This is a genomic window from Arthrobacter gandavensis, assembly GCF_039528575.1.
Taxonomy (GTDB): Bacteria; Actinomycetota; Actinomycetes; order Actinomycetales; family Micrococcaceae; genus Arthrobacter_B; species Arthrobacter_B citreus_B.
In genome coordinates this window covers 437,085-449,630 of the sequence record NZ_BAAALV010000001.1, presented here as the reverse complement: position 1 = coordinate 449,630, position 12,546 = coordinate 437,085, and the positions used below count along the sequence as shown (strand labels likewise).

General features: G+C 65.2%; 11 protein-coding genes. 7 read left to right on the top strand and 4 right to left on the bottom strand.

The window, feature by feature from the left end:
- The first annotated feature begins 64 nt into the window (after nt 1-64).
- From thrS to pdxS, 4 genes are all read left to right on the top strand, one after another.
- Complete coding sequence (thrS, locus tag ABFX29_RS02090; protein ID WP_152227671.1) at nt 65-2,077, top strand: threonine--tRNA ligase; 2,013 nt, start codon at nt 65-67, stop codon at nt 2,075-2,077.
- A gap of 19 nt (nt 2,078-2,096) precedes the next feature.
- Nucleotides 2,097-2,720, top strand: coding sequence for an HIT family protein (locus ABFX29_RS02085; protein ID WP_152227673.1), 624 nt, complete (start codon nt 2,097-2,099; stop codon nt 2,718-2,720).
- A gap of 3 nt (nt 2,721-2,723) precedes the next feature.
- On the top strand, nt 2,724-3,386 hold the full coding sequence (gene pgsA, locus ABFX29_RS02080; RefSeq protein ID WP_152227675.1) for a phosphatidylinositol phosphate synthase: 663 nt from the start codon (nt 2,724-2,726) through the stop codon (nt 3,384-3,386).
- Nucleotides 3,387-3,456: 70 nt separating this feature from the next.
- The gene (gene pdxS, locus ABFX29_RS02075; RefSeq protein WP_091604401.1) at nt 3,457-4,368 is read left to right on the top strand and encodes a pyridoxal 5'-phosphate synthase lyase subunit PdxS; all 912 of its coding nucleotides are present in this window, start codon (nt 3,457-3,459) and stop codon (nt 4,366-4,368) included.
- Nucleotides 4,369-4,445: 77 nt separating this feature from the next.
- On the opposite strand, the gene ABFX29_RS02070 is transcribed toward pdxS, so the two are convergent.
- Both ABFX29_RS02070 and ABFX29_RS02065 read right to left on the bottom strand, forming a co-directional pair.
- Nucleotides 4,446-5,159, bottom strand: a complete 714-nt coding sequence (locus ABFX29_RS02070; protein ID WP_152227677.1) for a GNAT family N-acetyltransferase — start codon at nt 5,157-5,159, stop codon at nt 4,446-4,448.
- A 5-nt stretch (nt 5,160-5,164) separates the two neighbouring features.
- Nucleotides 5,165-7,189 (bottom strand): M3 family metallopeptidase, encoded by a 2,025-nt coding sequence (locus ABFX29_RS02065; protein WP_152227679.1) that lies wholly within the window; start codon nt 7,187-7,189, stop codon nt 5,165-5,167.
- A 110-nt stretch (nt 7,190-7,299) separates the two neighbouring features.
- Here ABFX29_RS02065 and ABFX29_RS02060 point away from each other — a divergent pair, with 110 nt between their 5' ends.
- Together ABFX29_RS02060 and ABFX29_RS02055 are read left to right on the top strand one after the other, a co-directional pair.
- A complete protein-coding gene (locus tag ABFX29_RS02060) occupies nt 7,300-8,547 on the top strand; it encodes a CapA family protein (RefSeq protein WP_246167438.1) in 1,248 nt (415 codons plus the stop codon).
- A gap of 164 nt (nt 8,548-8,711) precedes the next feature.
- On the top strand, nt 8,712-9,254 hold the full coding sequence (locus ABFX29_RS02055) for a dihydrofolate reductase family protein (RefSeq protein ID WP_152227682.1): 543 nt from the start codon (nt 8,712-8,714) through the stop codon (nt 9,252-9,254).
- A 511-nt stretch (nt 9,255-9,765) separates the two neighbouring features.
- On the opposite strand, the gene ABFX29_RS02050 is transcribed toward ABFX29_RS02055, so the two are convergent.
- Both ABFX29_RS02050 and ABFX29_RS02045 read right to left on the bottom strand, forming a co-directional pair.
- Complete coding sequence (locus ABFX29_RS02050; protein WP_152227684.1) at nt 9,766-10,506, bottom strand: type 1 glutamine amidotransferase; 741 nt, start codon at nt 10,504-10,506, stop codon at nt 9,766-9,768.
- Complete coding sequence (locus ABFX29_RS02045; protein WP_152227686.1) at nt 10,503-11,771, bottom strand: Mur ligase family protein; 1,269 nt, start codon at nt 11,769-11,771, stop codon at nt 10,503-10,505. Before ABFX29_RS02045 ends, ABFX29_RS02050 begins: the two co-directional genes overlap by 4 nt.
- Nucleotides 11,772-11,837: 66 nt before the next feature.
- On the opposite strand from ABFX29_RS02045, the gene pdxT reads away from it, so the two are divergent.
- The gene (gene pdxT, locus ABFX29_RS02040) at nt 11,838-12,545 is read left to right on the top strand and encodes a pyridoxal 5'-phosphate synthase glutaminase subunit PdxT (RefSeq protein WP_152227688.1); all 708 of its coding nucleotides are present in this window, start codon (nt 11,838-11,840) and stop codon (nt 12,543-12,545) included.
- The last annotated feature ends 1 nt before the right edge of the window (nt 12,546 follow it).

The following is a 12,546-nucleotide window of genomic DNA, read 5'->3' as shown; positions in this document are numbered from 1 at the left end:
CGCCGTTAGCTGCACGGGCCAACCCGTGCTCAAGCGCCAGTACAAACGAATCTAGGAGACAAACGTGTCAGTGCCGGAACAGTTCACCCTCATCGTCGACGGCGAAGAGACCACGGTGGATACTGGCACCACCGGTGCTCAGCTCTTCTTTGAGCGGCGCGAAGTCGTTGTGATGCGCGTCGACGGAGTCCTGAAGGACCTCGACACCGCGCTGGCTCCGGGCCAGAGCATCGAAGCCGTGACCATCGACTCCGAAGACGGGCTGAACGTGCTGCGCCACTCCACGGCCCACGTGATGGCCCAGGCTGTCCAGCAGCTGCGCCCCGACGCCAAGCTGGGCATCGGCCCGTACATCAAGGACGGCTTCTACTTCGACTTCGACGTGGCAGAGCCCTTCACCCCGGAAGACCTGAAGACCCTCGAGAAGATGATGCAGAAGATCGTCAACTCGAACCAGAAATTCGTGCGCCGCGTGGTCACCGAAGACGAAGCCCGCGAAGCCATGGCCAACGAGCCGTACAAACTTGAGCTCCTCGGCAAGAAGGACGGCGCCGAGGAAGCCGGCGAAGGCGCGAACATCGAAGTGGGCGCCGGGGAAATCACCATCTACGACAACGTTGACCGCAAGTCCGGCGACGTCGTCTGGTGCGACCTGTGCCGCGGCCCGCACCTGCCGAACACCAAGCTGATTTCCAACGCCTTCGCGCTGACCCGCTCCGCTGCCGCCTACTGGCTGGGCAACCAGGCCAACCAGCAGCTGCAGCGCATCTACGGCACCGCCTGGCCCACCAAGGACGACCTGAAGGCCTACCAGGAGCGCCTGGCCGAGGCCGAGCGCCGCGACCACCGCAAGCTGGGCACCGAACTGGACCTGTTCTCCTTCCCGGACGAGCTAGGCTCCGGCCTGCCGGTGTTCCATCCCAAGGGCGGCATCATCCGCAAGGCCATGGAGGACTACTCCCGCCAGCGCCACACCGAGGCCGGCTACGAGTTCGTTTACACCCCGCACATCACCAAGGGCCACCTGTACGAGGTCTCCGGCCACCTTGACTGGTACCGCGACGGCATGTTCCCTCCCATGCACGTTGACGAAGTCACCGATCCGGAGACCGGCGAGGTCACCAAGCCCGGCCAGGACTACTACCTGAAGCCGATGAACTGCCCCATGCACAACCTGATCTTCCGCTCCCGCGGACGGTCCTACCGGGAACTGCCGCTGCGGCTGTTCGAATTCGGTTCGGTGTACCGCTACGAGAAGTCCGGCGTGATCCACGGCCTGACGCGAGTGCGCGGCATGACCCAGGACGACGCCCACATCTACTGCACCCGCGAGCAGATGAAGGACGAGCTGACCAACACCCTGAACTTCGTCCTGGACCTGCTCAAGGACTACGGGCTGGACGACTTCTACCTTGAACTCTCCACCAAGGACCCGGAAAAGTACGTCGGTTCCGATGAGGTCTGGGAAGAAGCCACGCGCACCCTGGCCGAGGTTGCCGAAGCCTCCGGCCTGGACCTGGTTCCGGATCCCGGGGGTGCCGCGTTCTACGGTCCCAAGATCTCCGTGCAGGCCCGTGACGCCATTGGCCGCACCTGGCAGATGTCCACGATCCAGCTGGACTTCAACCTGCCCGAACGCTTTGAACTTGAATACCAGGCTGCGGACGGCACCCGCCAGCGTCCGGTCATGATCCACCGCGCACTGTTCGGCTCCGTGGAACGCTTTATGGCCGTACTTACCGAGCACTACGCCGGCGCGTTCCCGGCCTGGCTGGCTCCGGTCCAGGTAGTAGGCATCCCCGTTGCCGAAGCGTTCAACGATTACATGTACGACGTCGTGGACAAGCTCAAGGCCGCCGGCATCCGCGCCGAGGTCGACGCCGGAACCGACCGCTTCCCGAAGAAGATCCGCACCGCGTCCAAGGAGAAGGTCCCCTTCGTCCTGATCGCCGGCGGTGAGGACGCCGAAGCCGGCGCAGTCTCCTTCCGCTTCCGCGACGGCAGCCAGGACAACGGCGTGCCGGTGGAGGAAGCCGTGAAGCGGATCGTCGAAGCCGTCCGGAACCGGGACAAGTAGCGGTACGGGGGGAGTCCAGATGGAAAGCCGGGAACAGTATCCGCACGACGGCGATGTGACGGACAACTTCGAACTCGCCGGAGTGCCGGACGCCTTCCAGCGACTCTGGACTCCCCACCGCCTTGCCTACATCAAGGGCGGGCAGGACCAGGTCTCCTCCAAGGACAACTGCCCGTTCTGCACCGCGCCCTCCCACACGGACGAGGAAGCGCTGATTGTCCACCGCGGCAGGCACGCCTTCGTGATCCTGAACCTGTTCCCGTACAACGCCGGACACCTGCTGGTGTGCCCGTACCGGCACGTACCGGACTACACCGACGTCGACGCGGAGGAGACGGCGGAAATCGCAGCCCTGACGCAGACCGCCATGCGCGTGCTGCGGAAGGTCTCAGCGCCTGCCGGTTTCAACCTGGGAATGAACCAGGGAACTGCTGGCGGCGCCGGCATTGCCGCGCACCTGCACCAGCACATTGTGCCGCGCTGGAGCGGTGACGGGAACTTCCTGCCGATCATCGCCCATACCAAGGCCATCACGCAGACCCTGGGCGAAGTACGGCAAATGGTTGCCGATGCCTGGCCTGCCTCTGCTGACGAAACTTCTTCCGGCGGCCCGTCCGCTGCCGCCGGAACCGACGAGGCTTAGAACGTGCTGAACAAATATGCCCGCGGTTTCTTTACCGCACTGTTTACCCCCATTGCCTCCTGGCTGATCCGGCACCGGGTCTCACCGGATGCAGTCACCATCATCGGAACCCTCGGCGTTATGGTCGGGGGCCTGGTGTTCTATCCGCTGGGCCAGCTCTTCTGGGGCACGATCTTCATCGTGCTCTTTGTGTTCTCCGACGTCATTGACGGAATCATGGCCCGCCAGCAGGAGCGCAAAGGCAAGTGGGGCGCCTTCCTGGACTCCACGCTGGACCGGTTTGCCGACGGCGCGCTGTTTGCCGGAGTAAGCATCTGGTTCTTCACCGGAGGCGGCAACGACGCGATAGGCGTTGCCGCCATCATCTGCCTGGTCCTGGGCATGCTGGTCTCCTACATCCGGGCCAAGGCCGAGTCACTCGGGTTCGACGCCAACGTGGGGCTGGCCGAGCGGGCTGAGCGCCTGGTCTTCCTGCTGACCGCCACCGGCCTGGTTGGCCTCGGGATCCCGGAAGTAGTACTGCTGGTTGTCCTGGTGGCACTGTGCCTGGCCAGCTGCGTCACCATCGCCCAGCGCATGGGCACGGTTCGCCGGCAGTCCGCAGCCGGTGTCGCGGGTGAGGACCTGGAACCGGGCCTGGATAAAGACCTGGGTAAAGATACGTAGCGAAGGCGCTCTGAAAGCTGTACGCGGGCTTACTATTGGCTTTCCTGCCGTACTACCAGAGAGCCTTGTCATGCCTACAGAAACACCGTCCCAGCCCTCCGCTTCAACCGGCGGCAGCCGTGTGAAGCGCGGCATGGCTGAGATGCTCAAGGGCGGCGTCATCATGGACGTCGTCACCGCCGAACAGGCACGGATTGCCGAAGACGCCGGCGCCGTTGCCGTTATGGCCCTGGAACGGGTTCCGGCAGACATCCGCGCGCAGGGCGGTGTCTCCCGGATGAGTGATCCGGACATGATCGACAGCATCATCGACGCCGTCTCCATTCCCGTCATGGCCAAGGCCCGCATCGGACACTTCGTCGAGGCCCAGGTCCTGCAGTCCCTCGGCGTCGACTACATTGACGAGTCCGAGGTCCTGACCCCGGCCGACTACGCCAACCACATCGACAAGTGGAAGTTCACCGTTCCCTTCGTCTGCGGTGCCACTAACCTGGGCGAAGCGCTCCGCCGGATCAATGAGGGCGCCGCCATGATCCGTTCAAAGGGGGAGGCGGGAACGGGTGATGTTTCCAACGCCACCATGCACATGCGCCAGATCCGCACTGAGATTGCCCGGCTTTCCTCGCTTCCCGAGGACGAGCTCTACGTCGCCGCGAAGGAACTGCAGGCACCGTACGAACTGGTCAAGGAAGTGGCCTCGGCCGGCAAGCTCCCCGTGGTCCTCTTCACCGCCGGCGGTATTGCCACCCCGGCCGATGCCGCGATGATGATGCAGCTCGGCGCCGACGGCGTGTTTGTTGGTTCCGGCATCTTCAAGTCAGGCAATCCCGCCCAGCGTGCAGCCGCGATCGTCAAGGCCACCACCTTCCACGATGATCCGGATGAGATCGCCAAGGCCTCCCGCGGCCTCGGCGAAGCCATGGTTGGCATCAACGTGGACGAGATCCCGCAGCCGCACCGCCTCGCCGAGCGCGGCTGGTAAGCGCCAAAGCGTTAGAGCGTTAGAGCAAAAGCGCACCGGCACCGGGTTTTCCTCGGTGCCGGTGCGCTTTTGGTTTCCTAGCCCAGTGCCATTGAATACGTCCGACCGCGGCCCACCAGTGAGAATCCCCGCGCTGAGCAGAGGTCCTGGCCCGCAGCCGTTGCGTTCACTACCAGGTGTTCGGCACCGGCAGCCTCCGCCGCCGCAGCTCCTGCACTGAGCAGCGCGGTGCCGAAGCCGCGGCGCCGGCTGGACGTGCCCACGGCCAGGGAGAAGATCCCGGCCACCTTGGACAGGCCGGCGACGCCGGTGGGATAGAAGGCGTAGGCCCGTCCGGTCATGCGCGCGGAATCCCGGGCAGCAATGTGCCAGGCCTGCCGGGGCTGCGAGTGCCCCACCCTCAGTTCCTCGGCGTCGGCCCCGGAAACCTCCCGCGGCTGCACCTCAACCGAGGCGCCCTCTGCGGACCAGGCCTGGGGAGCACGCACGGGTGCGGTCATCCAGCAGGTCTGTGGCCCCCGGCGGAAACCGAACGTCTCCAGCGGTGCGTTGTCCACTGAACCGCCCAGCCAGGCGGTGACCGAGGAGGCTCCCAGCCGGGACCCTTCGGCCAGCCCGGGCCGGATTCCCGCCGGCGATATTTCCTCCGGGAACATGAGCATCAGCTGGCGGCGCGCCGGGAGCCAGACCCACCGGGACTCATGGGTGCCGAAGGAACGGCCGCCGGTCGCTGACGCGAGGGCCGAGAACCAGGTGTGCTGCAGGCGCTGGCAGGAGGCAATGGTGGGCATCGTTTTCAGGACAGGCCCCGGCGTTCCAGCAGGGGAGCGAGGTCCGCATCCCGCCCGCGCAGGTTGCGGAAGGACTGCAGCGGATCCTGGGAGTAGCCCTTCGAAAGCAGCTTGCTTCGGAACGCATCACCGTTGGCGCGGGCCAGGCCGCCGTTCTCGGTGAACCACTGCACCGTGTCCGCGTCGAGCACCTCGCTCCAGATGTAGGAGTAGTAGCCGGCGGAGTAGCCTCCGGGGAAGATGTGCTTGAAGTAGCCGGTGCGGTACCGCGGCGGAACCAGTGCCGGATCGATCCCCGCGTCCAGGAGTGCCTTGTGTTCAAAGGCCTCCGGATCCGAAACAGGGTCCTGTCCGGGGGGAAGCACGTGCCAGGCCCAGTCCAGCAGCGTGGCACCAAGGTATTCGGTGGTCCGGAAACCTTCACCCCACAAGGATGCATCCCGGACCTTCTGCAGCAGGCCTGCGGGAAGCGGTTCTCCGGTCTGGTAGTGCCGGGCGAAGTTGGCGGCAACCTCATCCGTGAGCATCCACATTTCGTTCACCTGGGACGGGTACTCCACGAAGTCGCGCGGAACCGCCGTTCCGGCAAACAGGGGGAACCCGACGTCGGAAAACAGGCCGTGGAGGGCATGGCCGAATTCGTGGAAAGCCGTAACCACCTCGTCAAAGGTCAGCAGGGCGGGTTCACCGTTTGCCGGCTTGGAGATGTTCAGGTTGTTGACCACTACCGGCTGGTGGCCCAGCAGCCGGGACTGGGACACCAGTTCGTTCATCCAGGCGCCGCCGCTCTTGGTGTCCCGGGTGAAGTAGTCGCCCAGGAACAGGCCCAGACCCGTGCCGTCCTCGTCCTTGACCTCCCAGACCCGGACGTCGGGGTGGTAGCCGGTGAGGTCCGGCCGCTCGGTGAAGGTGATGCCGTAGAGCCGGTTGGCGGCGTAGAAGACGCCGTCGTGCAGAACGCTTTCAAGCTCGAACCAGGGGCGCAGCGCCTCCAGGTCCACGGCGTAATCCTCACGCCGAACCTGCTCGGAGTAGTACGCCCAGTCCCAGGGCTGGAAGTCCTCAATCCCGTCACGCGCCGCAGCGGCCTGCAGCTTCTCGGCCTCGGCAGCTGCGTTCCGGACAGCGGGCGGAACAAGCCTGCCGAGCATTTCCTCCACGGCTGCGGTGGTGGGCGCCGTCTGGTCCTCTACAGCATAGGCAGCGTGGTTTTCGTACCCGAGAAGGGCCGCCCGTTCAGCGCGCAGGGCCGCGATTTCCGCTGCAATGGACAGCGTGGAGTTCTCGTTGTCCCGGAACCCGCGGTGAACGGAGGCCTCAAAGAGCCGTCTCCGGACGTCCCTGTTCTTCAGCTTCGCCAGGGCCGGCTGCGGAGTGGGAAGGATCAGAGTCAGAAGGTAGTTCGCACTGGAACCGGCTGCCTTCGCGGCAGCGGCAGCCGCAGCGATGTCCTCCGGCGCCAGGCCTTGGAGTTCCGCTTCATCGTCCAGCTCCAGTGCTGAATCGTTCGTGTCCGCGAGCAGCCTTTGGGAGTAGGTGGTGCCCAGCTCGGACAACCGGCTGTTCAGCTCCCGCATCCGTGCCTTCCCGGCGTCGTCGAGGGCCGCCCCTGCACGCACGAACCGCCGCCGGTATTCCGCCAGGAGCCGGGCAGATTCATCGTCCAAGCCCTTCCCGGGCACGGCGTTCACACGCTCGAACAGCGCGGGGTCCTGGTAAATGCTGTCCTGGTGCGCCGACAGCAGGGGACTTACTTCCTGCTCAAGGGCCTGGACGTCCTCCGTCGCATGGGACATCACAGCGTTGGAGAACACGGACACCGTCCGGGCCAGAACCTGGCCGGAACGCTCCAGGGCAGCAATCGTATTCTCGAAATCCGCAGGCTCCGGGGTGGAAGTGATGGCACGGATCTCCTCCTGCTGTTCCTCCATCCCGGACGTGAAAGCCGGGAGAAGATCGGCGGTGGTGATGGCCGCGAAATCCGGCAGGCCATACGGCAGGGTGCTTGGTGAAAGTAGGGCATTGCTCATGGAAATAAACACTTTCACAGCGTGGCCTGCTCAACCAGCCGACGGGCCGCGTATGCTCATCCTCGGCCGCATTGGGCCGTGCAGGGCACAAGGACAACACATTCGGGGGAATGATGAACGGACACCGCCCACTTGCTTCCCATACCGGGAAGCTGCTGGCAGTGCTGGGGCTGGCATCAGTAGTGGCACTTGGCGCCTGCACGGCCGTACAGGAGGAAGGGCAGGCACCCGACGCACCGCCGTCGTCCTCTCCATCCGCGGAACCAACCCCCGAACCCTCCATGACCCCGGGTGCCGGGCCCGAATGCCCCGGGCTTCGCTGCACCTCAGTGATGCTGGCGGGGGATCTGCTGGTGCATCCCCAGCTCTGGGACCAGGCCCGCGCAGACGCCGGGACCACCGGAAACCAGCCGCTGGACTTCGAACCGCTGCTGGAGGGAATGCGGCCCTACATCTCCGGATCGGACCTTGCCGTCTGCCACATGGAAACCCCGGTAGCCGAAGCCGGGGGTCCGTACGCCGGCTACCCGATGTTCAACGTGCCGCCGCAGATACTCACCGCTGCCGCGGCCGTCGGCTACCAGGGGTGCACCACGGCGAGCAACCACACCGTCGACGCCGGCACCGAGGGCCTGAACCGCACCCTCGCCGTGCTGGATTCACTGGGGCTGGAGCATACGGGTTCCTACACGACCGAGGCGGAGTCCGAAATTCCGCTCATTATGGATACATCGGGTGCCCGGATCGGCATCATCGAGGCGACGTACGGCCTGAACGGCCTCGAGGCCGACTATCCGTGGCAGGTGGACATGCTCGACGCCGCGGACATGATTGCCAGGGCGCAGGCTGCCCGCGGACAGGGTGCGGACATTGTGATCGGCGCTGTCCACGCCGGCGACGAGTATGCCTCGATGCCCAACTCCCAACAGATCGAAACCGCCCACGCCCTGGCGGACAGCGGCCAGTTCGACCTGATCTACGGGCACCACACGCACTCCGTACTGCCGATCGAGAACTACAACGGCACCTGGATTGTCTACGGCCTGGGCAACGCGGTCACGGAGCTCTCACCCTGGTACGCGGTCAACAACGAAGGCTTGATAGTCCGGGCCCAGTTTGTCCAGGAGAACGACGGCGCGAAGTGGCGGGTGAGCGATCTCGCCTGGGCGCCGTCGGTCATTGTGCGCGATCCCTACCGGTGGTGCTCTGTTGCCGCGGACCTGCCGCAGGGGGCGTGTGCGTCGCAGGCGCAGCAGGCGGAGGTGCGGCAGCGGACGATCCCCGTGGTGGAGTCCATGGGGGCGGGGCAGGACGGGGCGCATGAGTGGCTGGTGTCGGAGGACGTTGCCGTGCGTTGAGTCTTGGGCCCGCTTGGCCTTCGCCGGGTTCGTAGCGCTTCGCCTCATTGCCCGCGCCCGTCAGGTCTTGTGCGAAGGGGGTGGACGCGGCGGCTGGCCGGACGGTAAAACGGCGAGCAAAGCCTAAGTCCGCCGGTGGTCCGGCATGCTGCAGGGAGTTCGTCATGGCAAAGGTTCTGATTCATGCGACAGTAACGCTGGACGGGTACATGGCCGATCCGGACGGCGGAGTGGACTGGATGTTCGACGTTGACGCGACCGACGAGGACACCGTGCTGGTGAACCGGGTCGTCGGTGAGATTGGCGCCGTCGTCGGTGGGGCTAACCGGGCCCGGACCGTCGAGGACGGCGAGGAGCCTTACGGCGGCCTGCCGGGAGTGCCGGTCTACCTGATGACGCACTCCGTGGCGGAGCCCGTGGTGAAGGACGGGGTGACCTACACGTTCGTCGTGGATGAGATTGGCAGTGCCCTGGAAATGGCGAAGGCTGACGCGGGGGAGAAGGCAGTCAGCCTGCTCGGCGGACGGATCTCACGGCAGTGCCTGCAGCTCGGGGTGGTGGACGAGATCCAGCTGCACGTGGTGCCCATTCTGCTCGGAGCGGGGATCACCCTGTTCGGCGGGCTGAACCAGCGGGTGAACCTGGAACTTATTGAGGACGCGGCGTACGGCAGCGGCGTGCATCTGCGGTACCGGGTGGTTCGTTAGCCGCCGGGTGCCGGTCTGTCTGGGCCCCGCCGGGCGGACCGGAACGGCGGCAACGAAACTCTTCGCTCGCAGAGCTCGCTTCGAGTATTAAAGCCGCCTAACCCGGCCCGTCCGGCGGTCTTGTAGCGTCACCTTCATCGGGACGTGTCCACGGTTCCCACGGGTCGTTGCGGATGGGGATGATGGGGCCACATCCGTCACACCGGTAACGTCGGCTGGGAATCTCAGACCTGGGGGGAGGTCGGATGGGTCGCCAGGCACGGAAACCTTCGGGGAGATGCTGCACTTTCGAGGGGGTATCCCAGAACGCTCGGGGAGGTAACGTCGCTTTGAGCGCCTCATAAGGACATCAGCTGAACGAGAGTTGACGGCGCAAGGCGCTAAAGGACCGGAACTCACCGAGGGTTGACGGCGCAGGGCGCTAAAGGACGGGGGCTCCCCGAAGGTTCCCGTCGGGCTCGAGCCCTGCCCGCGCTTCCGGCGTCGCCCAGGCGCGCAGCAGGCCCGGAATCTACCGGGGACGGTTCGCAGCGTGGGAACGGGCAAGCTCGGAAAGGCGGGCAAGCTCGGCAAGGTCCGCATCCGCAACAGGTACCGGCTCGTAGGAACCATAGCGCCGGGTGACGGCCTGCTCGATCAGGAAGTCCGCAATCGCAGGGTTTTTGGGAAGCAGCGAACCGTGCAGGTAGCTGGCTATCACGTTCTTGTACCGGGCGCCCTCGGTGTCGTCCTTGGAATTGTTGCCCTCGCCCTTGCGGACCCGTGCCAGCGGCTTCGCATCCGGACCCAGGAAGGTCTGGCCGCTGTGGTTCTCGTAGCCGTGGATCTCGCCGAATTCTTCGCTCACGGACAGCACGTTGCCGATCAGCCGGTCCGCGCCGCCGTGGGTTTCGATGTCCAGCACGCCGATGCCCGGGATAAGGACGCCGTCGTGCGTTTTGAAAAACCGGCCAAAGAGCTGGTAGAGGCCGCAGATCACCAGCATTGGCAGGCCGTCGTCCGCCATGGCCCGCAGAGAAGGCGCCAGGGCCTGCAGGTCCTGCTGGATCACCACCTGGCCGCTGTCCTGGCCGCCGCCGCCAACAATCAGGTCGGCATCGGCAGGGAACTCGTCGCCCGGGTTGTACTCGGTGACTACCGGGTTGTATCCCTGCCACTTCAGGCGCTGCTTCAGGACCAGGACGTTGCCCCAGTCACCGTAGATGTTCATGTCCCGCGGATAGAGCTGAACAATGTGGATGTCGCGGCTCATGAGACCACCTCAACCTTCGTGATCTTGGAGAGTTCGCGCCGCACGGCCAGCATGGCGGTATAGGTGCAGAAGATGCGCATGGGCTGTGTGCCGGCACCGGCGATGAACTTCGCCAAAGCATCGGGGATGTCCGGAATGACCTCGCGCACGGGAACATCGTCGTACCGCAGGCGCAGCGCCATGTCGTAGGCGCGGACCCCGGTAACCATGTCCACGCCTCCGGAAAGCGTTTCGAAGTCCACATCCCAGAGCCAGGACATGTCCCGGCCGTCAGCGTAGTTGTCGTTGATCGCGATCATGGTCGCGTAGCCGTGAGCAGCGAAGGACTTCAGGCCCAGGCGGAAGCCGGAGGGGTTCTTCACCAGCACCAGTTCCAGGGGTGCGCCGTTCACGGTGAGGGACTCGCCGCGGCCAAAGGCCGGCTCAACGTTGGACAGCGACTCGAACAGCGCGGTCCGGTCCGCCTTGGCGCCCAGGATCTGCCGGGCGAAAGTCAGCGCGGCTGCCGCGTTGAAGATGTTGTAGACACCGCGAAGCTTCAGCCCGGTGGTGGTGGGGGTGCCGTCAACCAGGAAGTCGGCCTCGGTTTCGGCAACCCGGGTAAGCACGACGTCGGCGGGCTGGGCGGCTGCGATCGCTTCGGAGCGCGAGCCGCGCATCTCGTCGTCGTTCGGGAAGGTGCTGCGCAGCGAGGCATCAAGGCCGAAGTAGGCGACCTTCGGGCCGGCCAGGGAGTCAGCGATGGACGCCACCCGCGGATCCTCGCGGTTGAGGACCACGGTTTCAGTGGTCGCCTTCGCGATCTGTTCCAGCAGCCGGGTGGTCTTGTCGATTTCGCCGAAGCGGTCCAGCTGGTCGCGCAGCACGTTCAGCAGCAGGGCATAGCGCGGCTGGATGAGCTTCACGAAGTGCACGGCGTGGGCTTCGTCCAGCTCCAGGACGGCGATGTCCGCGTCCAGGCGGCCGCGCAGGTTCACTTCGCCAAGCAGAGCAGCGGCCACGCCGCGGGTGAAGTTGCTCCCGGTCCGGTTGGTGAAAACCTTCAGGCCCTGGCCCTCCAGCAGCTCTACAACCATCTTGGTGGTGGTGGTCTTGCCGTTGGTACCGGAGACGACGGCGACGCCGAGGGGCAGGGTGGAGAGTGTGCGGCGGATGAAATTCGGGTCGATTTTCTCCACCACGAGGCCGGGAAGGGCGGAGCCTCCGCCGCGCAGCCGGGAGGCGCCGCGGACCAGTTTGCCGACCAAAATGGAGAAAGAACTCATGGATACCGAATATATCCCACCGTCACGGACCGGGCCGGGAAGCTGCAAGCAACCTAGAATGATCCAATGACCGAAATCACGCCGCGGGACGCCGCGGCACCCCTGGTGGGAGTGCTGGCACTTCAGGGCGGGGTCCGCGAACACGTACACGCGCTGGAAGCGGCGGGTGCACGCACAACGCTGGTCCGCCGCGCATCTGAACTCGATGCCCTGGACGGGCTGGTGCTGCCAGGCGGGGAATCCACCACGATCGACAAGCTGATGCGCCTCTACGGAATCGCCGAACCGCTGCGGGCAAAAATCGCTGCAGGCTTCCCGGTCTACGGCTCCTGCGCCGGCATGATCCTGCTGGCGGAACGAATCACCGACCCGGCACTGGATGCCGCGGGTGTTCCGCAGCAGACCCTGGGCGGGCTGGACATAGTGGTGCGCCGCAACGCATTCGGCCGGCAGCGTGAGTCCTTTGAAATCAGTCTTCCGTTTGCCGGGGTTCAATCCCTGCCGAGCCAGGACCCGGCGAAGGAAGCCGAAAATGTGCACGCAGTTTTTATCCGGGCACCGTGGGTGGAGAAGGTAGGCTCCTCCGTGCAGGTTCTTGCGCAGGTCCCGGCCGGAGACGGCGGATCGGGTGCTGGAAATGGTGCAGAAGATTCAGTCGCTAGAATTGTCGCAGTGCGTTCGGGAAAACTGCTGGCCACCTCGTTCCATCCTGAAGTAACGGGGGAGCGCCGCATCCACGAACTATTTATCCAGATGATCAGAGGAGACGCGTAAG

What these genes read in the sequence shown, in the direction of transcription:
- ABFX29_RS02055 (WP_152227682.1), top strand. Translation starts at nt 8,712, where the DNA reads ATGGCAAAGGTTCTGATTCATGCGACAGTAACGCTGGACGGGTACATG.
- ABFX29_RS02050 (WP_152227684.1), bottom strand. Translation starts at nt 10,506, where the DNA reads ATGAGCCGCGACATCCACATTGTTCAGCTCTATCCGCGGGACATGAAC.
- ABFX29_RS02085 (WP_152227673.1), top strand. Translation starts at nt 2,097, where the DNA reads ATGGAAAGCCGGGAACAGTATCCGCACGACGGCGATGTGACGGACAAC.
- pdxS (WP_091604401.1), top strand. Translation starts at nt 3,457, where the DNA reads ATGCCTACAGAAACACCGTCCCAGCCCTCCGCTTCAACCGGCGGCAGC.
- ABFX29_RS02070 (WP_152227677.1), bottom strand. Translation starts at nt 5,159, where the DNA reads ATGCCCACCATTGCCTCCTGCCAGCGCCTGCAGCACACCTGGTTCTCG.
- ABFX29_RS02045 (WP_152227686.1), bottom strand. Translation starts at nt 11,771, where the DNA reads ATGAGTTCTTTCTCCATTTTGGTCGGCAAACTGGTCCGCGGCGCCTCC.
- pdxT (WP_152227688.1), top strand. Translation starts at nt 11,838, where the DNA reads ATGACCGAAATCACGCCGCGGGACGCCGCGGCACCCCTGGTGGGAGTG.
- ABFX29_RS02065 (WP_152227679.1), bottom strand. Translation starts at nt 7,189, where the DNA reads ATGAGCAATGCCCTACTTTCACCAAGCACCCTGCCGTATGGCCTGCCG.
- ABFX29_RS02060 (WP_246167438.1), top strand. Translation starts at nt 7,300, where the DNA reads ATGATGAACGGACACCGCCCACTTGCTTCCCATACCGGGAAGCTGCTG.